The sequence below is a fragment of the Micromonospora sp. NPDC053740 genome, assembly GCF_040677775.1.
In the GTDB taxonomy this organism is placed as follows: domain Bacteria; phylum Actinomycetota; class Actinomycetes; order Mycobacteriales; family Micromonosporaceae; genus Micromonospora; species Micromonospora alfalfae.
In genome coordinates this window covers 1-22,173 of sequence record NZ_JBFASO010000008.1, presented here as the reverse complement: position 1 = coordinate 22,173, position 22,173 = coordinate 1, and the positions used below count along the sequence as shown (strand labels likewise).

Sequence of the window (22,173 nt, the reverse complement as noted above, 5' to 3'; positions counted from 1 at the left end):
GTTCTGCAACAGGGGAATGTTGCCCAAAAATAGCGGAACAGTGTGAGTCGACATTCATTGCGATGGTGCTTCCGACCTTACAAGATTGGTCCGACATCAGCGATGGACGCGCAATTACCGCGCCGGTGATCGTCGATCAAATATGAGGAAGGGTGGTGCTGCTTCGTGCGCGCGTTTCTCCGTCATCTCCGGGCCGAGCCACCCCGGCCGGCGCCCTATCGGGCGGCCAACTACGTACCCCTGAAGCCCTGGCAGGTCCGTGAGCGCACCTTCACCAGACGCGGCCGGCGTGGCGTGGACGCCGCAGAGGTCGCCGAGTTCCTCGACCGCGTCGCCCACGATCTGGCCGAGGTGTACGCGGCGTTGGGCAGCAGCCGGCGGGAGACCGAGCGGATCAAGGATGCGCTGAAGTGCTGGCAGTCACGGCGGGCCCGCGAGGATCTGGCGGCCCGCCGGTGAGCGCCCGTTGGGTGGCGCACCTGCCGTTCACCGCCGCCGACCTGCCGGCCGCCCAGCACTTCGCCGGCACCCTGGCCCGCTCCCTGACCTTCCTCACCGAAGTGGACGCCGGTGAGACCACGGTGTCCGCCGAGGACGCGCAGGGCGTACGCCATCGGGTGTTCTGCGACCTACCGCTCGACGGCGGTCGGCGGTGCGTGCGACGCGTCGAGCACGACGGCGACTGCGCGGCCCGGCGGTGTCGGTGACCGCCGTGCCCGTCGTCGTCTGCCCGGACTGCGACGGGATGACCTTCACGTTGGAACCGTGCCGGTGCACCACCTACGGCGACCGGTTCCTCGCCGACGCCGACGTGCTCGGGCCGCGCCGGGAGGCGTACCGGAGGTGCGAGCAGTGTCGCGGCGCGGGCAGCGTCGCGTACCCCTGTTATCGCTGCGGCCGGCGCGGCCGGCGGCGGACGCAGCTCGTGGTCACCGTCGCGAACCTGGACACCGGCGCTGTCGCCTCCCTCCAGGTCGTGCCCGGCGGCCTCGACCCCCACCGCGACCCGGCGGGCCACTGGGTGGTCGACCTTTCTTTCCGGGTACGCGAACTCGCCGCCACCGTCGGCGCGGTCCCGGACGAGGCCGACGCGCCTTCGCTGTGGCTGGACCGGCAGTGGCGGCCCGACCTGCCCGCAGCGCTTCGGTACGAGCTGGAGGCCCACGCCATTCTGCGCGCCGATCACGCTCCCTGGCGGCTGGTGCTGGGCCGATCCACCGCCCCGACGAGCGTCGACCCGACCGCACGGCTGGCCCGGCTGTGCGCGCTGGCCGACCTGCTGCTGCTCGACCTGGTCGTCGAGGCCCGTCGGCAGGGCGCGGGGTTTTGCTGGGCCATCCGGTACGAGGTGCCCGGCTCCCCGGTGCTACTCGGGTCGCCCGGCTGGTGCCGGGACCTGCCGGAGGTGTTGGCCTGCACCGACGTGGCCGAGGCGCTCAGCGGCCTTGCCGAGCGTGGCCTGGCCGCTCCCGCCCGGCTGCTGCGCCCCGACTCGCCGCGCCCACCCGCCGCCCCGGCCGTGGACGTCGACCAACTCGAACGACGTGTCCTCGCCGACTGCGTCGACCCGGCCCACGGCGACGAGTTGCCCGGCGCGCAGGCCCTGTGGCGCGACGGCCGTTGGTGGCACACGACGCTGCGCGCCGGCGAGCCGGTGGAGGCCCTCGCGGAACAGCCCACCGGCCAGGTCGTCCGCCGTGTGCGGGTGCCGGTGAGCCGCGGCTACGAGCCACCTGACCCGCCCTGGCTGGGTGGACCGGTCGACTGGCGGCCCTGCCCGGACTGCCGACCGCACAGCCGGCTACGTGCCTGCGACTGCCGGCTCGGCGGTAGCGCGGCCGACCCCGACTGCCCGCACTGCTGCGGCGCCGGCCTGCGCCCGTCCGCGCTGCACTGCTTCACCTGCGGCGACACCCACCGTCTGCACCGGACGGTGGTGGTCACGATCACCGACCTGCGGCACCGGGTGGTGCACCTGGCCTGGCAGGCCGGTACGCCCGAAGTCGCTCCGCTGGTCGCCACCCAACCGGGCGGCAAGCCCGTCGTCCGGCTTCCGGACCGTTACCGGCTCGGCTCCTGGGCCGCCGTGCTAGGCGCGCGGCCCGACGACCTGGCCGACGCCGATGGCGGGCAGCAGATCAGCAAAGACCTCCGCGACGGTTACGTCACAGTGCCCTGGGTCGGGGCCGACCCGGTCGGGGAGTACGTGCGTAGCGCGGCGAGGGGTGTGCCGGCTGGCCGGCTGATCGTCGTGGCGACGCCTCCCGACGCGCCGCCGCTGGCCGAGTTGCTGCGGCTCGCCCTCGGCCTCGACCTGGCCCTCGTGGTGGCCGTGTGCGACCTGCGGCGCAACGCCGCAGACCCACTGCTGGCCGACGGATTGCGCTGGTCGGTCGAGGTGAAGCCGCTTCACGCACCTGTCCGCCCGGACGACTTCCCCTACCGGCCGAGTCTGGCCGCCGCGCTCTCCTGGTGCGTCGAGTGCCTGACCGACGCCGTCGCCGGGCCGCCCGAACCGACCCGACGGCGCCCATCCCGCTGCCCTGATCCGGGTCGCGTCACGTCGCCGATCCCGAGCCGGAACTGCTACGCCTGGCGGCCCAGCACGCCGGGCATGTGGTCACCGTTCGCTTCACCCGCGCCGGCTGCACCGTGCACCTGCACGACGACGACGGCGTACGCCTCCTCGCCGAGGCCCTCGACCTGCGCGACCTCGGCTGACCCGGAGTCGGCTGTCAGCCAAGCGCGACGAGCGGGCGGACACGGCGCTGCCCGGCGGGCGCGTCTTCGCGCCGGCCGGGCAGCCTTGCTGTCCTGATCAGCTGTCGGCGGTCAGGCCCTTCAGCATCTCGGCGAAATCGGCGGTCTCCGACGGCGGCGGCGGCTCAATGGCCACTGCCTTGCCGTAGTCGGTGTAGTCGATCACCATGTCGCCCATCGTGCCCATCACCAGGCCGGCCCGACGCGGGCGGTACTGCTCGTCGACCCACAGGTCGATCTTCAACTCCTTGACGCCCTGGCTGGTCAGCGTCTGCTCGGTGGCGTCACGGCGCGCGGCGTCGATCTGCGCGAGATAGGTCGCCACTGGAGTGGTGACCGTGTAGTGGACAGTCGGCACCCCGTTCACCGTCTCCTGCCCCACCACCGTCGTGCCCTCCAGGGCGAGCAACGTCTTGACCTGCTTGACCGGGTCGGCGTCCTCGAACTGCTTGCTGAAATCCGTGCCTGTCATCCCACTCAGACCGGTCAGGTCCATCTTCATCCAGCGCTTCCCGCCGGTGGCGGTGCGGGCTTCGGCTGGCATCTCGGTGAAGATCACGGCGCCGATCATCCGAAGGGTGGTGACGCCCTTTTTGTTGGTCATCTTCATCTCGGCCTTGAGCGGATCACCCAGGTCCAGGACGCCCTGCATCGAGATCTTCTCGCCGCCCATCGTGCCCGTCATCGTCACGGTCACCGAGTCGGTCTTGTCGGTGGTCTCGGCCGCCTTCAGCAGCGACCCCTTGAGATCACTGGCCAGCAGTTCCAGGACGCTGGGCTGCTTCGGCGCCTCGGACGCGCCGGACGTCACGCCGCAGGCGGAGACAGCGAACGCAGCGAGCGCCGAGACCGCCACCAGAGCGGACTTCTTCCAAGATGACACGTACACGCCTTCCCCCGTATGAATCTGGGGCGATCCCCAGTAGACCGACGACACGCTAGCCCACGTTGTCGATTCGTGGGCACCGCGTTTCCATCGATGCGCGCCTGATCGAGACGCGATCGTTGATGTCGGGGTATCCGGGTCGACAGGACACCCCGACATCGCGGACGTCGCCGGTGCGGGGCAGGGCCGGGTGGTTACTCCGGGACGCGGCGGTAGGCGCCGTCGCTGGCCGAGGTGGCCATCGAGGCGTACGCGCGTAGCGCCGCGGACACCGGCCGCTGCCGATCGGTCGGGGTGTACGGCTTGTCGCGCTTCTCCTCGGCCACCCGGCGAGCCTCCAGCTCCTCGGCGGGCACGTTCAGCTCGATCGACCGGCTCGGGATGTCGATGACGACCTCGTCGCCGTCGCGGACCAGGGCGATCAGCCCGCCGGAGGCCGCCTCGGGGGAGACGTGCCCGATGGAGAGCCCGGAGGTGCCGCCGGAGAACCGGCCGTCGGTGAGCAGCGCACAGGAGCGGCCCAGCCCGCGGCCCTTGAGGAACGAGGTGGGGTAGAGCATCTCCTGCATGCCGGGGCCGCCCTTGGGCCCCTCGTACCGGATCACCACGACGTCCCCGGCGACCACCTGCTTGGCGAGGATCGCTGTCACCGCGTCGTCCTGCGACTCGTAGACCTTTGCCGGGCCACGGAAGGTCAGGCAGTCGTCGGGCACGCCGGCGGTCTTCACCACGCTGCCCTCGGGTGCCAGGTTGCCGTGCAGGATGGCCAGCCCACCGTCGGCGGAGTAGGCGTGCTCGCGGTCCCGGATGCAGCCGCCGGCCGCGTCGGTGTCCAGCGACGACCACCGGTTGGTGGTGGAGAACGGCTCGACTGTGCGCACCCCGCCGGGGGCGGCGTGGAACAGCTCGACAGCCGTCGGGGTGGGGGAGCCTCCGCGCACGTCCCAGTCGGTCAGCCACTGCGCGAGAGAGGGGGAGTGCACGGCGTGCACGTTCCGGTTGAGCTGCCCGGCCCGGTCCAGTTCGCCGAGGATCGCCGGGATGCCGCCGGCCCGGTGCACGTCTTCCATGTGGTAGTTCGGCGAGTTCGGCGCGACCTTTGCCAGGCACGGCACCCGCCGGGAGATCGCGTCGATGTCGGTGACGCCGAAGTCCATCTCCGCCTCGCGGGCGGCGGCGAGCAGGTGCAGCACGGTGTTTGTGGAGCCGCCCATCGCCACGTCCAGGGCGACAGCGTTCTCGAAGGCGGCCTTGGAGGAGACATTACGCGGCAGCACCGAGTCGTCGTCGCCGTCGTACCACCGCTTGGAGATTTCCACGATGGTCCGGCCTGCCTCGACGAAGAGCGACCGGCGGGCGGCGTGGGTGGCCAGCGTCGAACCGTTGCCGGGCAGCGCGAGCCCGATCGCCTCGGTGAGGCAGTTCATCGAGTTGGCGGTGAACATGCCGGAGCAGGAGCCGCACGTCGGGCAGGCGGAACGTTCGATCTCACCGAGCTGCTCGTCGGTGACCGCCTCGTTCGAGGAGGCGATCATCGCGTCGATCAGGTCGATCTTGCTGTGCACGACGCCCTCGATCGCCATCGTCTTGCCGGCCTCCATCGGGCCGCCGGAGACGAAGACGGTCGGGATGTTGAGCCGCAACGCGGCCAGCAGCATCCCGGGGGTGATCTTGTCGCAGTTGGAGATGCAGACCAGGGCGTCCGCGCAGTGCGCGTTGACCATGTATTCGACAGCGTCGGCGATCAGCTCACGGCTGGGCAGCGAGTAGAGCATGCCGCCGTGGCCCATCGCGATGCCGTCGTCGACAGCGATGGTGTTGAACTCCCGGCCCACCCCGCCGGCCTCGGCGACCGCGTCGGCGACCAGGCCACCCATGTCCTTGAGGTGTACGTGACCAGGCACGAACTGGGTGAAACTGTTGGCGATGGCGACGATCGGCTTGCCGAAATCGTCGTCGGTCATCCCGGTGGCCCGCCAGAGGGCCCGGGCGCCGGCCATCGTCCGACCGTGTGTGGAGGTCCTCGACCGCAGCTCAGGCATGCATACCAGCATGACACCGTCGGCGCGCGGACCCACCCGGGTATCTGCCGTGTCCCAACAGATGCACACTCAGCCCCCCATGACGTGCGCCCATCCGGCACTCTTGGAGGCGTGCATCTTCCACCGGGCATGGTCGCTGTCGCGGCGCTCAGCGGGCTCGTCGCCGCGGTGGCCACCGTGCTGCTGACCCTCGTCGCCCGGCGGCGGACGGTGCCGCGTCGGCCGGCACACGTGCTGCTCGCGGCGGCCGCCGGTGTGGCAGTGCTCAGCCTCCTGGCCGGGGTCGTCGCCGCGCTCAGCGCGAACGACCACTGGGCCCACGAGCAGGGGCAGCGCACCGGTTGGGCGACAGTGGTGGCGATCGGCACGGCGGTGAGCGGGCTGGCCTTCGCCGCTGGTCTGCTCCGGCTGCCGGGGGTGGCCGCCACAGCGGCCGGAACTGCTCGACTCGCCCTGGACGGGTTGGTCATGGCGGCGGCGCTGTGGTTCGTCGGTTGGGTGCTCTTCTCCGAGCCCACCCGGTTGCTCGGTGCCGCCACCCCGATGGCCTGCCCGGCGATCCTGGTGGCCACTGTGAGTGCGGCGCTCGGTGCCGGGCTCGTCGTGATCGTCGTCTTCCGGGCCGCCGCGCCACGTCGACGGCTCGCCGCGCTGGGCGCCGGCATCAGCGCGGTGACCTGCGGCGGGCTGGGGCTCAGCGCCGGGCTCTGCCAGGCCGGACCGACCATGGCGTTGACCGGTGCGGCGGTGCTCGCCGCCGGTCTGCTGACCATCGCGCTCGCTGTGTACCGGGCCGACCGGCCGGGGCAGATCGACCTGGACCTGGTCGGTAGCGACGGCGAGTACGCGATCGCCCCGATGTTGGCGATGGCCGCCTCGGCCATGTACCACCTCGCCCAGGACGGCCGGTTCACAGCGCCAGGCATCGTGGCCGGCAGCGTGGAGGGCTTCGCCCTGGTGGCACGGCAGTACCTCACCCTTCGCGACGTCAGGGGTTACGCGAGCCGGCTGGTCGAGCGGGAGGCGCACTTCCGGGAGCTGGCGCACACCGATCCGCTGACGTCGTTGGCCAACCGGCGCGGGCTGCTCCGGGCGCTGCACCGCAACGCCGCCGACCACAACCCGTGTGTGCTGCTCGGTCTGGACCTGGACGGCTTCAAGAACGTCAACGACATGCGGGGCCACGACGTGGGCGACGCCGTGCTGGCCGAGGTGGGCCGGCGGCTGCGCGGCAACCTGCGCCCCGGCGACGTGGCCGCCCGGCTGGGTGGCGACGAGTTCGCCGTACTCATGCAGGGCCGGCCGGTCGAGGCGGACCGCGTCGCCGAACGGCTCCTCGGGGTGCTCAACCGACCCTACGACCAGCCGGAGGGGCCGGTCTTCCTGTCGGTGAGCATCGGGGTGGCCGACTGGGCCGACGAGCCCGACGTGGAGTTGCTGCTGCGCCACGCCGACCTGGCGTTGCGCTACGCCAAGCAGCGTGGCAAGAACCGGATCGAGCGGTACGACGCCGCGTACGACAAACTGCTGCGCCGTCGTACGACTGTCGAGCACGAGCTACGCGGGGCGATCGACCGCGACGAGCTGCGGTTGGCGTTCCAGCCGGTGGCGTCGCTGCCGTCGGTGCGGCCGGTCGGCGCCGAGGCGCTGCTCCGCTGGCACCATCCCGAGCTGGGCAACGTGCGTCCGGACGAGTTCATCCCGCTCGCCGAGGAGTGCGGCATGATCGCCCCGCTCGGCGCCTGGGTGCTGCACCAGGCCTGTTACCAGCTCTCCCGGTGGCTGGCGGACGGGCACGACGTCTGGGTGTCGGTGAACGTCTCCCCGCGCGAGCTGCACGCCCCGGAGTACGTGGTCCAGGTCGCCGAGGCGCTGCGCGCCCACCACGTGCCGCCGCAGCGGCTGGTGCTGGAGGTCACCGAGCACGCTGTCGCCACCGACCTGGACGAGCTGATCCGACGGCTCACCGCGCTGCGGTTGACAGGTGTCCGGATCGCGCTGGACGACTTCGGGGCCGGCTACTCGTCGCTGGGGCAGCTGCGCCGGTTGCCGATCGACATCCTCAAGATCGACCACAGTCTGGTCGCCGAGCACGAGCCGGTCCGCCCGGTCGGCCAGGACGGCCCGGCGTTCGCCCCGATGGTCGACATCGTGATGCGCCTGGGTCACCAGTTGGGGCTGGAGGTGATCGCCGAGGGGGTGACCACCCCGACCGAGTTGGCCGCGGTGGTGGCGGCCGGTTGCCGCTTCGGCCAGGGCGCGCTCTTCGGTTGGGGAGTGCCGGCCGAGCACCTGGAGGCGATGCTGGAGGCGGCCACGTCACCAGGCGCGCGTCCCGCTCCGGTGCCCGCGCCACGGCGTGCTGCGGGTGGGTCCGAGCAGCTCACCCCCGCCTGGCGATGGCGCGTCGCAGGCCGACGCGCCGACCCCCGTTAACCAACATGTGGGATCAGTTGACTCATCGCGTGAGATGCGTCAGGCTTAGCCGCATGTCGTCGTACCGGTCGCTGCGAGTACTTACCTGAGCGCACTCTCCCTCACCGAGAGTGCGCTGGCCCCGTGCATCTGCACGAGGGCCGTTTTTATTGCCATCGGAACCTGGCGAGGCGGGCCCCGCCCGCGTCGCATCGCTTGACTAGCCACCAGCCACTCCAGCCGAAGGCCAGAACCGCCATGACGAGACCCACGCCCGAGACCCTCGCCCACACCGCCCGCCGGGCCCGCGCGGCCGCCGACCCGACCCTCGACGTCGACCAGGCCGCCACACGCACGGCCACCCCGGCCGCCCCGGCGGTACGGCCCGCCGCCGCGACCCCGATCTCCGGGGCCGGCTCGCTCGTGCGGTCCCTTGAGGCGCTCGAGGTCGACGTCGTCTTCGGCATTCCGGGCGGCGCGATCCTGCCGGCGTACGACCCGCTCTACGACTCGACGGTCCGGCACATCCTGGTCCGGCACGAGCAGGGCGCGGGGCACGCGGCGACCGGCTACGCGCAGGCCACCGGCAAGGTCGGCGTCTGCATCGCCACCTCCGGCCCGGGCGCGACGAACCTGGTCACCCCGATCGCCGACGCGTACATGGACTCGGTGGCGATGGTGGCGATCACCGGGCAGGTGGCCAGCCCGTTGATCGGCACCGACGGCTTCCAGGAAGCGGACATCCAGGGCATCACCCTGCCGATCACCAAGCACAACTTCCTCGTGCAGAACGCCGAGGAGATCCCCCGGGTGCTGGCTGAGGCGTTCCACCTGGCCAGCAGCGGGCGACCCGGCCCGGTGCTGGTCGACATCCCCAAGGACGTGCTCCAGGCGCCGACCACCTTCTCCTGGCCGCCCACCCTGGACCTGCCCGGCTACCGGCCCACCCTGCACCCGCACGGCAAGCAGATCCGGGAGGCGGCGCGGCTGATGGCCGCGGCCCGACGGCCGGTTCTCTACGTCGGCGGCGGGGTGCTCAAGGCCGGTGCCACCGACGGGCTGCGCCGGCTGGCCGAGCTGACCGGCATCCCGGTCGTCACCACGCTGATGGCGCTCGGGGCGTTCCCCGACTCGCATCAGCAGCACCTGGGGATGCCCGGCATGCACGGCACTGTCGCCGCTGTCTACGGTCTGCAGAAGGCGGATCTGATCGTCGCGCTGGGCGCACGCTTCGACGACCGGGTCACCGGCAAACTGGATTCGTTCGCCCCGGACGCGGCAGTGGTGCACGCGGACATCGACCCCGCCGAGATCGGCAAGAACCGGCACGTGGACGTCCCGATCGTCGGCGACGCCAAGCACGTCATCGACGAGCTGATCGCCGCGGTGACCGCCGAGCGGGCGGCGGGGCGCACCGCCGACCTCGGTGACTGGTGGACGCAGCTGAACGACCTGCGCACCCGTTACCCGCTGGGCTACGACGAGCCGGTCGACGGGACCCTGTCCCCGCAGTACGTGATCAAGCGGCTGGGCGAGATCGTCGGCCCGGACGCGATCTTCGTGGCCGGGGTGGGCCAGCACCAGATGTGGGCGTCGCAGTTCATCTCCTACGAGAAGCCGTACACCTGGTTGAATTCCGGCGGCCTCGGCACCATGGGCTACGCGGTGCCCGCGGCGATGGGCGCCAAGGTCGGCAAGCCGGACTCTGTGGTCTGGGCGGTGGACGGGGACGGCTGCTTCCAGATGACCAACCAGGAGTTGGCCACCTGCGCGTTGGAGGGCATCCCGGTCAAGATCGCCGTCATCAACAACGGCAATCTCGGCATGGTCCGGCAGTGGCAGACGCTCTTCTACAACGAGCGTTACTCCAACACCGAACTCGGCACCCACAAGCACCGCATCCCCGACTTCGTCAAGCTCGCCGAGGCCCTGGGCTGCATCGGGCTGCGCTGCGAGAGCGCGGATGACGTGGACAAGACCATCGCCGCCGCCATGGAGATCAACGACGCGCCCGTGGTGATCGACTTCGTGGTCGGCAAGGACGCGATGGTCTGGCCGATGGTCGCCGCCGGCACCAGCAACGACGAGATCATGTTCGCCCGTGGCGTCCGCCCGGCCTTCGACGAGGATGACATTTAATGACGATGCACACGCTGTCCGTGCTTGTGGAGAATAAGCCGGGCGTGCTCGCCCGGGTCTCCGGCCTGTTCTCCCGGCGCGGGTTCAACATCGACAGCCTCGCCGTCGGCGAGACCGAGAACCCGGACGTCTCCCGGATCACCATCGTGGTCAACGCGGAGTCGTCCCCGCTGGAGCAGGTCACCAAGCAGCTGAACAAGCTTGTCAACGTGCTCAAGATCGTTGAGCTGGACCCCCAGGTCTCGGTCGCCCGGGAGTTGCTGCTGGTGAAGGTTCGCGCCGACCGGTCCGCGCGGTCACAGGTGCTGGAGACCGTCAACCTGTTCCGCGCCCGGGTGGTCGACGTCGCACCGGACACGCTGACCATCGAGGCCACCGGCACTCCTGACAAGCTCGACGCGCTGCTACGCGACCTCGAGGCCTTCGGCATCAAGGAAATGGTGCAGTCCGGGCTGGTGGCCATCGGGCGCGGTTCGCGTTCGATCACCGCCGGTCCCGCGCTACGGGCCGCCTGACCCGCCGCTGGTCGGCCCTCGGCCGGCCGTCCGGCGAATTCATCCGCACAGACCACGACGGGCCGCCCCGGCCGTCGTACGAAAGGGAAGTTCTCATGAGCGTTGAGGTGTACTACGACGACGATGCCGACCTCGGCCTGATCCAGGCCAAGAAGGTCGCGGTTATCGGTTACGGCAGCCAGGGCCACGCCCACGCGCTGTCGCTGCGCGACTCCGGCGTCGACGTGGTGATCGGTCTGCCGGAGGGCTCGAAGAGCCGTCCCAAGGCTGAGGAGCAGGGCCTGCGGGTGGTCACGCCCGCACAGGCCGCCGCCGAGGCCGATGTGATCATGGTGCTCGCACCGGACACCGCCCAGCGCGGGATCTACGCGGAGTCGATCGCCCCGCACCTCGCCCCGGGCAAGGCGATCTTCTTCGGCCACGGCTTCAACATCCGGTACGGCCTGATCAAGCCGCCGGCCGAGGTGGACGTGGCGATGGTCGCGCCCAAGGGCCCCGGCCACCTGGTCCGCCGCCAGTACAGCGACGGCAAGGGCGTGCCCTGTCTCGTCGCCGTCGAGCAGGACGCCAGCGGCAACGCTCTCGCGCTCGCTCTCGCGTACGCCAAGGGGATCGGCGGCACCCGGGCCGGCGCGATCAAGACCACCTTCACCGAGGAGACCGAGACCGACCTCTTCGGCGAGCAGGCGGTGCTCTGCGGCGGCGCCTCGGCGCTGGTGCAGACCGGGTTCGAGGTGCTCACCGAGGCGGGCTACGCCCCGGAGGTCGCCTACTTCGAGTGCCTGCACGAGCTGAAGCTGATCGTCGACCTCATGTACGAGGGCGGCATCGCGAAGATGCGCTACAGCATCTCCGACACCGCCGAGTACGGCGACCTCTCCCGTGGCTCGCGCATCATCGACTCCCGGGTCAAGGACGAGATGCGCAAGATCCTGGGTGAGATCCAGTCCGGCGAGTTCGCCCGCGAGTGGGTCGCCGAGGACGAGGCCGGCCGGCCCAACTTCACCAAGTGGCAGGCCGAGGGTGCGGCGCACCCGATCGAGGAGACCGGCAAGAAGCTGCGCGGCATGATGAGCTGGGTCGACCGTCCGATCACCGAGACCGCCTGACCCGTCCGAACGACGATCCACCGACAGCCCTCGGGCCGGCGCTCTCCCCAGCGCCGCCCCGGGGCTGCCCGGCATGCTGCCGCCCGTCGATACGTCGGGCGGCAGTGCTCGTGCGCCACGACTCTCCCGCAGTGACCGGGTGACCGACGCCGCCGGGTGCTCGGCGCGGCCGGAGCAACAGTGTCGGTGCGGTGAACGACCGATGTCCGTCGCCCGACCGGGCGTGTGAGGGCACTCACCCCGAAGACCGGAACACGCCGACCAGCGCGGCCCCTACGATCGCCTGTAGGTGCAGCAGCCGGCACCTGACGGCCACGGCACGGATCAGCGCAGGGCGCAGTGCGGCGCCCGGCCGCCCGGGCCGATCGCAAACACGACCTCTACGAGGACCGATGAATCCTGTCGTACTGATCGCCGAAGAACTCGCCCCCGCCGCCATCGAGGTGCTCGCCCACGACTTCGACGTCCGTCACGTCGACGGCACCGACCGTCCGGCCCTGCTCTCGGCGCTCTCCGAGGCCAACGCCGTCATCGTGCGCAGCGCGACCCAGATCGACGCCGAGGCGATTGCCGCCGCGCCGCGACTGAAGGTGGTCGCCCGGGCGGGCATCGGACTGGACAACGTCGAGGTGCCGGCCGCCACCGCGCGGGGCGTCATGGTCGTCAACGCGCCCACCTCCAACATCGTCTCCGCAGCCGAGCAGGCCGTCGCGCTGCTGCTGGCCGTCGCCCGCAACACCGCGAGCGCCAGTTCCGCGCTCAAGGCGGGGGAGTGGAAGCGGTCGAAGTACACCGGCGTCGAGGTGCAGGGCAAGACCGTCGGCGTGGTCGGGCTCGGTCGGATCGGGGTGCTCTTCGCACAGCGCATCGCCGCGTTCGGCACCCGGCTGATCGCGTACGACCCGTACATCCAGCCGGCCCGTGCGGCGCAGCTCGGCGTCCGCCTTGTCGGCCTGGAGGAGCTGCTGCGGGAGAGCGACTTCATCTCCATCCACCTGCCGAAGACGCCGGAGACGGTGGGTCTGATCGGTGAGAAGGAGCTGGCGCTCGTCAAGCCCGGTGTCCGCATCATCAACGCCGCCCGTGGTGGGCTGGTCGACGAGCAGGCGCTCGCGGACGCGATCGCCGAGGGCCGGGTCGCCGGCGCCGGTGTCGACGTGTACAGCAAGGAGCCGTGCACCTCGTCGCCGCTGTTCGCCTTCGACAACGTGGTGGCGACCCCGCACCTGGGCGCCTCCACCCACGAGGCGCAGGACAAGGCCGGCCTGGCCGTGGCGAAGAGCGTCAAGCTGGCGTTGCAGGGCGAGTTCGTCCCGGATGCGGTGAACGTGCAGGCCGGCGGTGTGGTCGCCGAGGACGTTCGGCCGCTGCTGCCGCTGGCGGAGAAGCTGGGTCGGGCGTTCACCGCTGTCGCCGGTGGGGTCGCCGCCAGCGTCACTGTCGAGGTTCGCGGTGGGATCGTCAGCCACGACGTGTCGGTGCTCAAGCTCGCCGCCACCAAGGGCCTGTTCAGCTCCGTGGTCGAGGAGCAGGTCACCTACGTCAACGCCCCGCACCTGGCCGCCGAGCGTGGCGTCGAGGTCGCCCTGGCCACTCTGGCCGAGACTGCCGAGCAGCCGACCCTGGTCACTGTGCGCGGCGCGTTGCCGGACGGCCGGACGGTCAGTGTCTCCGGCACTGTCACCCACTCCGGCGCTCGGGACGTGCTGAAGCTGACCGAGGTGGACGGCTTCGACGTGGAGATCGGCGCGGAGGGCATCCTGCTCTTCCTGCGCTACGCCGACCGGCCCGGTGTGGTCGGCACTGTCGGTACCCTGCTCGGCGAGTCGGGCATCAACATCGCCGCCATGCAGGTGGCTCGTCGGGAGGCGGGCGGTGAGACGCTGATGACGCTCACCGTCGACCAGGCGCTCGGCGCCGACCTGCTCACCTCGGCCGCCGAGTCGATCGGCGCCACGGCGGCCAGCGCCGCCGACCTGCGCGACGAGTAGTAGACGACAAACACCGTGGGGGGCCTGGCGATTCGCCGGGCCCCTCGTCATTTCCCGTCCGTGCCGCCGGTCAGGTCAGCCGTGCAGCCGCGCCGGCGGCGGGTAGACCGAGCCGTCCTGCGGGTCGAAGAGCATCAGCCCGTGCTCGCCGGCCAGCCGCTCGATGTCCAGTAGCACCTGGTCCGCGCAGGTCGGGTGCAGGTTCAGCTCGACGTGGTCGTGGGCCGCGTGCAGCGGCGCCACCGCCCACGGGCTGTTCGGGCCGGGGTGACGGTCCGGATAGGAGGCGGTGATCGCCCGGTAGAAGCTGACCACCCGGGGATCGGGGTAGCGGTCCACGTGCCGCCCCTGCCGGCAACCGTTGACCGCTGTCCGCACGTCCTCGGGCGTCGCCCCGTCCTCCAGGGCCCACACGCTCAGATCGAAACTCACGGCGGATAGCGTGCCATCCGCCGTTCAGCATGTCGAAACTGCCTCGCCGCCGGTCAACCACCGATCGCCGCAGTCTCCGGCCACGACGGTCCGGTGTGGAGACTCTTGCGTCGAGTTGCGTCGATTCGCTAGCGTACGCACTGCGGTCACTGGCCGAGTTCGAGGCGCCGGCCCGTCTTCGGGTGGCGCGGTCGACGTCCGGCCCGACCGGTCCGCACCCCTCGGTTGTGCGAGCCACGCGCACTCGTCGCTGACCGGCCCCCACTGTCGTTGCCGAGACCGTGGGGGCCGACCGGCTCAGCGACGGTGCGCGAAGAGCGCGCGATAGTCGGAGTTGCCCCGGAACCACGCCAGGCCGGTAGGGCCGGCGGCGTAGAGCGCCGTGGCGTAGGCGTCGGCGATCGTCAGGTCGGGGCCGACCACTGTGGCGGCGACGAGGTGATCGGCCGGCTCGCCGGTGTGCGGGTCCACCACGTGCCCCTGCCGCCCGGTCACCCCGGAGGTGCCGATCGCGCCGGCGGTCATCTCCAGCACCAGCGGCGCGCGCTCGGGTGCTGTCGGGTGGTGTACCGCGACCCGCCAGGGTCCGCCGTGTGGCGCGCGGCCCCTGACGACGAGGTCGGCGCCGGCGAGTACCGCATAGTCGTGGATGCCGGCGGCGCGCAGCCGCTCCGCGGCGCGTTCCACGGCCCAACCGCCGAGCAGGCCGCCCGGGTCGAAGCCGCCGGGCACCGCCCAGGCGTCGAACCACCCGTCGGTGGCCGCGCGCATCGCGGCGCAGCGGTCGACCAGATCGGCGAGCGGCGGGTACGACTCCGGGCTGATCTCCCCCCGACGTAGCCGGGAGACCAGGCTCTCCGGTCGGTTGGGGCCGTAGGTGATGTCGATGGCGCGCAGCTCGGCGACGCTGTCCCGCAGCGCCTCGCCCACGCCCCGGCGGCCGAGCCACTCGGGGGCGTTGAGCAGCAGTGTGTACTCGGCGGTCGCGGTACGTACGGTGTGCTGCACCGCGATCCGGCCCTCGGTGGCGGCGGTGGGGTCGATCCGGTGCCGACGGCTGCCGAGTCGGAGGTCGGGCCGACGGTTGCGGAACGCCGACGGGTCCGGCCAGCGGGTCCGCGGCTGCTCGTCGATGCGCATCGCATCTGCCCCCTCGCGCTCGGTGCCGAGTCGTCACGACCCGGCGATCAGTAGGGCCCCGTGACCCACCGACCACCACCCTAGGCAGCGGACATGACCGCCTCATGAGTCCCAGCTGAGAGGGTGCTGTGCATTGCAAATCCCACAATTTGGACGTCACGTACCGGGAGGCGGGACGGCGACGTACCGTTGCCCGAACGGACCCGTTGAGCAGAGGAGTGCGGTCGTGGCGCGGATCGCGGTGGTGGCCGGAGACGGCATCGGGCCCGAGGTGGTCGCGCAGGCCCGCAAGGTCCTCGACGCGGTGCTGCCCGACGTGCAGGCCACCGAGTACGACCTCGGCGCCGCCCGCTGGCACCGTACCGGAGAGGTGCTGCCCGACTCGGTGCTGACCGAGCTGGCCGGGCACGACGCGATCCTGCTCGGCGCTGTCGGTGACCCGACGGTCCCGCCGGGTGTGCTGGAGCGAGGGCTGCTGCTCAAGCTCCGTTTCGCCTTCGACCAGTACGTCAACCTGCGCCCGTCCCGGCTCTGGCCCGGGGTCGCCGGCCCGCTGGGCAATGTGAAGCCGGGCGAGGTCGACCTCGTGGTGGTGCGCGAGGGCACCGAGGGGCTCTACGCCGGTGCCGGTGGTTCCCTGCACCGGGACACCCCGGCCGAGGTCGCCACCGAGGAGAGCCTGAACACCCGGCACGGCGTGGAGCGGGTGATCCGCGACGCGTTCGCCCGCGCCGGCCGCCGGGAGCGGCGCAAGGTCACCCTCGTGCACAAGACCAACGTGCTCACCCACGCCGGGTCGCTCTGGGCGCGCACGTTCGACGCGGTCGCCGCCGAGCACCCGGACATCGAAACCGAGTACCAGCACGTCGACGCGGCGGCCATGTTCCTGGTCACCCAGCCGCAGCGCTACGACGTGGTGGTCACCGACAACCTCTTCGGCGACATCCTCACCGACATCGCCGCGGCCGTCACCGGCGGCATCGGGCTGGCCGCCAGCGGCTGCATCAACCCCGAGGGGGCGTACCCCTCGATGTTCGAGCCGGTGCACGGCTCCGCGCCGGACATCGCCGGGCAGGGCATCGCCGACCCGGTCGCCGCGGTGCTCTCCGCCGCGTTGCTGCTGGAGCAGCTCGGGCACAGCGAGTCGGCCGCTCGGGTCAACGATGCGGTCGCCGCCGAGCTGGCCAGCCGGGTTCCGGGCGTAACGCTGCGTACCGAAGAGGTCGGCGACCGGCTCGCCGCCCACGCCGTAGCCTGATCACCCGGCCCGAGTGACGACCGGCCCCGGGGCCGGTCTGCCACGGGCAGCCCGACCGGCGCTACCCGCTTAACGACCGTTCGGGGTAAGTTTCTGGCACAGCCATGTCGGTGTGCGGTCCCGCATGCCGTTGTTCCGCAGGGAGGTCAGCGCGATGAGCGGTGGTGACAAGCTCGACTTCGAGATCCGTCCGAATCTCGCGCCGGTATCCGCCGCCGACCGGGCAGCACTGCTGACCAACCCGGGGTTCGGCCGGGTCTTCACCGACCACATGGTCACCGTCCGCTACGCCGACGGCAAGGGTTGGTACGACGCCCGGGTGGAAGCCCGTGCCCCGATCCCGATGGACCCGGCCAGCGCGGTGCTGCACTACGCGCAGGAGATCTTCGAGGGGCTCAAGGCGTACCGCACCGCCGACGGCGGCGTGACGATGTTCCGGCCGGACGCCAACGCGGCCCGCTTCGCCACCTCCGCGCAGCGGATGGCGATGCCGGTGCTGCCGCCGGAGGTGTTCGTCGACTCGCTGCACAAGCTCATCGAGATCGACCGGGAGTGGATCCCCACCGGCGAGGACGGCAGCCTCTACCTGCGGCCGTTCATGTTCGCCAGCGAGGTCTTCCTCGGCGTCCGCCCGGCCAACGAGTACCTCTACATGGTGATCGCCTCACCGGTCGGGGCGTACTTCACCGGTGGCGTCAAGCCGGTCACCGTCTGGGTGTCCCCGGACTACACCCGGGCCGCGCCCGGTGGCACCGGCGCGGCAAAGTGCGGTGGCAACTACGCCGCGTCGCTAGCGGCGCAGGCGGAGGCCATCGAGGCCGGCTGTGACCAGGTCGTCTTCCTGGACGCGGTGGAGCGCCGGTTCGTCGACGAACTGGGCGGCATGAACGTCTTCTTCGTCTACGACGACGGCACTGTGGTCACCCCACCGTTGACCGGCACGATCCTGCCGGGCATCACCCGCGACGCCGTCCTCACGTTGGCCGGCGCTGCCGGGCACCGGGTCGAGGAGCGGCCGGTCAGCTTCGCCGACTGGCAGGCCGACGCCGCCAGCGGACGCCTGAAGGAGGTGTTCGCCTGCGGCACCGCCGCGGTGGTCACCCCGATCGGTGGGGTCCGCTTCCCGGACGGCGAGTTCCTTATCGGTGGTGGCGAGCCCGGTCAGGTCACGATGGCGCTGCGTCAGCAGCTGGTCGACATCCAGCGGGGCAAGGCGGCCGACCCGCACGGCTGGGTGCAGCGGGTCTTCTGATCTTCGTCGCTGCGCCGGCCCGTCCACCCGGGACGGGCCGGCGCAGTCGGCCCTACGCGTCGGTGGGCCGCGCCTCGGTGGGCGCGTCGAGCAGGTGGTCGCGGAGCGCGGCGAGCTGCTCGTCGGTCACCCCGGCGTGGCGCAGGTACGCCTCGACCGAACCGTGCCCCGCGCGCAGCTCGTCCAGGAAGATCTGCATCGCCTCCGCGGGTGAGCTCAGGAACGGCGCCGGCACGTCCACGCCGCCCGGGGTGACCGAAGCCAACCAGGCGCTGTACCGGGCTGACGCCGCACTGCTCAACGCGTAGTCCGCTGTGATGTCCGCGTCGTCGACGCCGAGAAGGGCGAGGGTCAGCGCGCACACGATGCCGGTGCGGTCCTTGCCGGCGACGCAGTGCACCACGACCGGGGCATTGGCGGAGTCGGCGATCAGTCCGACCGCCTCGGCCAGCCCGGCGGTGCCGGTCTGGGCCAGGTCGGCGTACCGGTCCGCGAGGTACCGGGCCAGGTCGGCGCCCTCCTCGTGCGGCGTACCCGCCCAGTCGGCGTGCTCCGGGTGGATGTGCCGGTAGGTCAGCCCCTGGTACTCCGGCACCCGGCCGTCGCGCTCCACCTCGGTGGGGCGGCGCAGGTCGATGACGGTGCGGATCCCGATCGCGGCGAACGCGTCCCGGTCCTGCTCGGTGAGGCGGTGCAGTGAGTCGGAGCGGTAGAGCCGACCTCGGCGTACCGACCGGTCGTCGTGGCCGAGGTAGCCACCGACGTCGCGGAAGTTGAAGGTGGCGGGGAGCGAGAGCTGGGGGTTGTTCCCGGTGGCGTCCACGTTCACACGGTAACGGCCGGTGGGGCAGTGCCCCACCGGCCGTCGGGTCGATCGCTCACCGTGCGGTGCCGGGCGGGAGCGCGCCGTACGTCTCGTCGTAGTAGCCACCCAGCTGATCCCGGTAGCTCGGGTCGCTGTGGCTGGTCTCGTCGTACTCCGGGGCGGCCTTGATCTGGTCCCGGGTCCGGTCGACGGAGACGACGCGCTCGTCGTGGTCGACCTGGTTGACGGTGCCGGCCGGCAACATCACCTTCTTGCCGAAGATCCACGGCCCGGTGTCCACCACCAGGTAGCTGCCGCCGACCTCGTGACTGGCGCTGTCGATCTTGCCGATTCCACCGTCGGTGGCCTCGACCTTGTAGCCGACCAGGTCGACGTCGGCCACGCCGGCCTGGTCCCGGTAGCGCCAGGGGTCGAACGTGCCGGCCGGCGCGCCGCCGGGCACCGTGCCCTGGTCGCCGCCGCGCAGCGGGTCCGGCCCGGCGTGGGTGGCGTGCGGATCGATCCTGTCCATGCCGTTCACTCCTGACTGTCGCCGATCGTCTCGGCGTAGGTGGGTGCTTCCCCGCAGGAGCTACCCGGCCGTCGGGGGCCGGAAACGGCGACAGGCCGCGCTACGGCGACAGGCCGCGCTACGGCGACAGGCCGCGCTACGGCGACAGGCCGCGCTACGGCGACGGGCCGCTGCGCGGTACGGGAGGGGTCGAGGCCGCGAGGTGCGGCGTCTGCCCGTGGGGGCGTACGCGTTCAGGCCAGTGCGGCCTCGGCGTCCAGGGTGACCGCCGCGGCGTGCACCACTGCGGAGATCCGCAGGGCCTCGTGCAGCTGCTCCCGGGTGTAGCCACTGCCGCGCAGCTTCTTGTCGTGCAACTCCAGGCACACCCCGCAGCCGGCGATGGCCGACACGGCGAAGCACCAGAGCTCGAAGTCGCCCTTGTCCACCCCCGGCCTCGCGATGATCTGCATACGCAGTCGGGCCGGCATCGAGGCGTACTGCTCGTCGCCGATCAGGTGCTTGGCCCGGTAGTAGATGTTGTTCATCGCCATGATCGCCGCAGCGCCCTTGGCCGCCTCGACCCCCTCCGGCCCGAGGTGCCCGAGCGCCTCTGCTGCGATCTCCCGCAACACCAGCGGGTTGCGAGCGGTCACCGCGCAGGCCAGCGCTGTGCCCCAGGTCTGCGTCGGGGTCAACGCAGCGGAACCGACGGTGGAGCCGAGGTTGAGCTTGATGTCCCTGGCGTACTCCGGCAGGGCTGCCCTGATCGCGTCCAGGCCCATGGTCAGACTTCGGAGGCGGGGGTCTCGTCGGCGATCTCCGCCGGGCTGATGGAGGTGAAATCCATCGGCCCGACGAAGACCACACACCACGTGCCCTCGTGGGACGTGTGGTCGATCGTCTCGGACGCGTTGTTGGCGCCCAGCGATACGCAGGCGGCGAGTCCGTGCTCACGTAAGCGGTCACTGACGGTGAGCACAGGTCCTCCTTGCAGACGGCACGGTGGCCATCATCGGATCCGTTCAGATGCTTCCGCATGGCTGTTTTCACCGATGAGTGGCCTGGTGGCTTGTGAAGCCGATCACGAGCAGCGGTTCGAGGCGACCGAACCCTCCGTCACCATCCCGCGATGTGGATTGTTCCTCCCAAATTTGGGGGAGAGGTGGCAGAGTGGCCATCGTGACCAGCACCGCCCTGATTATTGCGACCTAGCGCGCCGGCTCTCCCCTCTGCCGAGCGCGCAGACCTCCCGCATCCGCGGGAGGTCTTTTTGTTGCTCCGAGAAAGGATCCTGATGACGTTCCAGGTCTTCGACACCACGTTGCGCGACGGCGCTCAGCGCGAGGGGCTCACCTACTCGGTGGTCGACAAGCTGGCAGTGGCCCGGCTGCTCGACGAGTTCGGCGTCGGCTTCATCGAGGGCGGCTGGCCGGGCGCGGTGCCCAAGGACACCGAGTTCTTCCGTCGCGCCCGCACCGAGCTGGACCTGCGGCACGCCGTACTCGTCGCGTTCGGCGCCACCCGCAAGGCCGGCGTCGCGGTAGCGGACGACCCCCAGGTGCGCGCCCTGCTGGACGCGCAGACCCCGGCCGTGGCCCTGGTCGCCAAGGCCGACACCCGGCACGTCGAGCGCGCGCTGCGTACCACCGGCGCGGAAAACCTCGCGATGATCCACGACACCGTCAACCACCTCGTCCGCGAGGGGCGACGGGTCTTCGTCGACGGCGAACACTTCTTCGACGGCTACCGGCACGACCCCGCGTACGGCGCTGCCGTGGTGCAGACCGCGCTCGCCGCCGGCGCCGAGCGGATGGTGCTCTGCGACACCAACGGCGGCATGCTGCCGTCCCAGGTGAGCGCCGTGATCAACGACCTGACGAACAGGCTGGGGATCGACGCCGGGCTGCTCGGTATGCACGCCCAGAACGACACCGCCTGCGCGGTGGCCAACACGATCGCCGCCGTGGAGGCGGGCGTCCGCCACGTGCAGGGCACCGCCAACGGGTACGGCGAACGCCCGGGCAACGCCGACATCTTCGCGGTCGTCGCCAACCTCCAACTCAAGCTCGGCATGCCCGTCCTACCGGAGGGCTGCCTGGCGCAGATGGTGCGGGTCTCGCACGCCATCGCCGAGATCGCCAACATCGCCCCCGACACCCACCAGGCGTACGCCGGGGCCGCTGCCTTCGCCCACAAGGCGGGGTTGCATGCGAGCGCGATCAAGGTCGACCCGTTGCTCTACAACCACGTGGACCCGTCGGTGGTAGGCAACGACATGCGGATCCTAATCACCGAGATGGCCGGTCGGGCCAGCGTCGAGCTCAAGAGTCGTGAGCTCGGCCTGGACCTGGCCGCCAGCCCGGACGCCCTGACCCGGGTCACCAAGCGGGTCAAGGAACTGGAGGCGGATGGCTGGTCCTTCGAGGCTGCCGATGCGTCCTTCGAGTTGCTGGTCCGCTCCGAGCTGCCGGAGGGCAGCCCGGCCCGACCGTTCACCCTGGAGTCGTACCGGGTGTTGGTCGAGCACCGCGAGGACGGCGCTGTGGTCTCCGAGGCGACCGTCAAGATCCGGGTTCGCGGTGAGCGGGTGATCGCCACCGCCGAGGGCAACGGCCCGGTCAACGCCCTCGACGAGGCGCTGCGGGTGGGGCTGGCGCGGCACTATCCGCAGCTGCGCGACTTCGAGTTGGCCGACTACAAGGTGCGCATCCTGGAGGGCAGCCACGGCACCGGCGCGGTCACCCGGGTCCTGCTGGAGACCTCCGACGACAACGGCCGGGACTGGACCACTGTCGGCGTCCACCCCAACGTGGTCGAGGCCAGTTGGCACGCCCTGGTGGACGCCCTCACCTACGGCCTGGCCCCCACCCCCGTCTAACCCCAACCCCCACCCCCACCCCCACCCCCACCCCCAC

At 71.1% G+C, this 22,173-nt stretch carries 19 protein-coding genes; 11 read left to right on the top strand and 8 right to left on the bottom strand.

Going from position 1 to position 22,173, the window contains the following annotated elements; genetic code table 11:
• Positions 1–165: 165 nt before the first annotated feature.
• The 3 genes from AB0K35_RS21045 to AB0K35_RS21035 are packed head-to-tail and all read left to right on the top strand — an operon-like array spanning position 166 to position 2,818.
• Positions 166–459 carry a DivIVA domain-containing protein gene (locus tag AB0K35_RS21045; protein WP_238671019.1) on the top strand — a complete coding sequence of 98 codons (294 nt, stop codon included), beginning with the start codon at positions 166–168 and terminating at the stop codon, positions 457–459.
• Entirely contained in the window at positions 456–707 is a 252-nt protein-coding gene (locus AB0K35_RS21040; RefSeq protein ID WP_204943698.1) for a hypothetical protein, read from the top strand. The genes AB0K35_RS21045 and AB0K35_RS21040 overlap by 4 nt, the downstream gene beginning before the upstream one ends.
• A complete protein-coding gene (locus AB0K35_RS21035) occupies positions 704–2,818 on the top strand; it encodes a hypothetical protein (protein WP_363886983.1) in 2,115 nt (704 codons plus the stop codon). Before AB0K35_RS21040 ends, AB0K35_RS21035 begins: the two co-directional genes overlap by 4 nt.
• Here the strand turns inward: AB0K35_RS21035 and AB0K35_RS21030 are convergent, their stop codons facing one another.
• On the bottom strand, positions 2,819–3,697 hold the full coding sequence (locus tag AB0K35_RS21030; protein ID WP_363886980.1) for a hypothetical protein: 879 nt from the start codon (positions 3,695–3,697) through the stop codon (positions 2,819–2,821).
• Positions 3,698–3,840: 143 nt separating this feature from the next.
• Positions 3,841–5,688: a dihydroxy-acid dehydratase gene (gene ilvD / locus AB0K35_RS21025; protein ID WP_363886978.1), complete on the bottom strand. Its 1,848-nt coding sequence runs from the start codon at positions 5,686–5,688 to the stop codon at positions 3,841–3,843.
• Positions 5,689–5,799: 111 nt separating this feature from the next.
• On the opposite strand from ilvD, the gene AB0K35_RS21020 reads away from it, so the two are divergent.
• From AB0K35_RS21020 to serA, 5 genes are all read left to right on the top strand, one after another.
• The gene (locus AB0K35_RS21020) at positions 5,800–8,124 is read left to right on the top strand and encodes a bifunctional diguanylate cyclase/phosphodiesterase (RefSeq protein WP_363886975.1); all 2,325 of its coding nucleotides are present in this window, start codon (positions 5,800–5,802) and stop codon (positions 8,122–8,124) included.
• 237 nt (positions 8,125–8,361) lie between these two features.
• The gene (locus AB0K35_RS21015) at positions 8,362–10,242 is read left to right on the top strand and encodes an acetolactate synthase large subunit (RefSeq protein ID WP_363886972.1); all 1,881 of its coding nucleotides are present in this window, start codon (positions 8,362–8,364) and stop codon (positions 10,240–10,242) included.
• Complete coding sequence (gene ilvN, locus AB0K35_RS21010; RefSeq protein ID WP_088946549.1) at positions 10,242–10,757, top strand: acetolactate synthase small subunit; 516 nt, start codon at positions 10,242–10,244, stop codon at positions 10,755–10,757. The genes AB0K35_RS21015 and ilvN overlap by 1 nt, the downstream gene beginning before the upstream one ends.
• A gap of 95 nt (positions 10,758–10,852) precedes the next feature.
• Positions 10,853–11,866, top strand: a complete 1,014-nt coding sequence (gene ilvC / locus AB0K35_RS21005) for a ketol-acid reductoisomerase (protein WP_112625850.1) — start codon at positions 10,853–10,855, stop codon at positions 11,864–11,866.
• 392 nt (positions 11,867–12,258) lie between these two features.
• Positions 12,259–13,857 (top strand): phosphoglycerate dehydrogenase, encoded by a 1,599-nt coding sequence (gene serA / locus AB0K35_RS21000; RefSeq protein WP_238671026.1) that lies wholly within the window; start codon positions 12,259–12,261, stop codon positions 13,855–13,857.
• A gap of 75 nt (positions 13,858–13,932) precedes the next feature.
• On the opposite strand, the gene AB0K35_RS20995 is transcribed toward serA, so the two are convergent.
• Positions 13,933–14,289, bottom strand: a complete 357-nt coding sequence (locus AB0K35_RS20995) for a hypothetical protein (RefSeq protein WP_238671028.1) — start codon at positions 14,287–14,289, stop codon at positions 13,933–13,935.
• Between the two features lie 297 nt (positions 14,290–14,586).
• On the bottom strand, positions 14,587–15,429 hold the full coding sequence (locus AB0K35_RS20990) for an FAD:protein FMN transferase (RefSeq protein WP_238671029.1): 843 nt from the start codon (positions 15,427–15,429) through the stop codon (positions 14,587–14,589).
• A gap of 226 nt (positions 15,430–15,655) precedes the next feature.
• Here AB0K35_RS20990 and AB0K35_RS20985 point away from each other — a divergent pair, with 226 nt between their 5' ends.
• Positions 15,656–16,687 (top strand): 3-isopropylmalate dehydrogenase, encoded by a 1,032-nt coding sequence (locus AB0K35_RS20985; protein WP_363886967.1) that lies wholly within the window; start codon positions 15,656–15,658, stop codon positions 16,685–16,687.
• Positions 16,688–16,841: 154 nt separating this feature from the next.
• Positions 16,842–17,939, top strand: coding sequence for a branched-chain amino acid aminotransferase (locus AB0K35_RS20980; protein WP_238671032.1), 1,098 nt, complete (start codon positions 16,842–16,844; stop codon positions 17,937–17,939).
• Between the two features lie 52 nt (positions 17,940–17,991).
• On the opposite strand, the gene AB0K35_RS20975 is transcribed toward AB0K35_RS20980, so the two are convergent.
• The 4 genes from AB0K35_RS20975 to AB0K35_RS20960 form a co-directional block, all read right to left on the bottom strand.
• Complete coding sequence (locus tag AB0K35_RS20975) at positions 17,992–18,762, bottom strand: tyrosine-protein phosphatase (RefSeq protein WP_238671033.1); 771 nt, start codon at positions 18,760–18,762, stop codon at positions 17,992–17,994.
• Between the two features lie 55 nt (positions 18,763–18,817).
• Positions 18,818–19,276 (bottom strand): PRC-barrel domain containing protein, encoded by a 459-nt coding sequence (locus tag AB0K35_RS20970; protein ID WP_238671035.1) that lies wholly within the window; start codon positions 19,274–19,276, stop codon positions 18,818–18,820.
• 233 nt (positions 19,277–19,509) lie between these two features.
• Complete coding sequence (locus tag AB0K35_RS20965) at positions 19,510–20,040, bottom strand: carboxymuconolactone decarboxylase family protein (RefSeq protein ID WP_363886962.1); 531 nt, start codon at positions 20,038–20,040, stop codon at positions 19,510–19,512.
• A gap of 2 nt (positions 20,041–20,042) precedes the next feature.
• On the bottom strand, positions 20,043–20,237 hold the full coding sequence (locus AB0K35_RS20960; RefSeq protein ID WP_238671037.1) for a hypothetical protein: 195 nt from the start codon (positions 20,235–20,237) through the stop codon (positions 20,043–20,045).
• Positions 20,238–20,552: 315 nt separating this feature from the next.
• On the opposite strand from AB0K35_RS20960, the gene cimA reads away from it, so the two are divergent.
• A complete protein-coding gene (gene cimA, locus AB0K35_RS20955) occupies positions 20,553–22,136 on the top strand; it encodes a citramalate synthase (protein WP_238671039.1) in 1,584 nt (527 codons plus the stop codon).
• Positions 22,137–22,173: the final 37 nt, after the last annotated feature.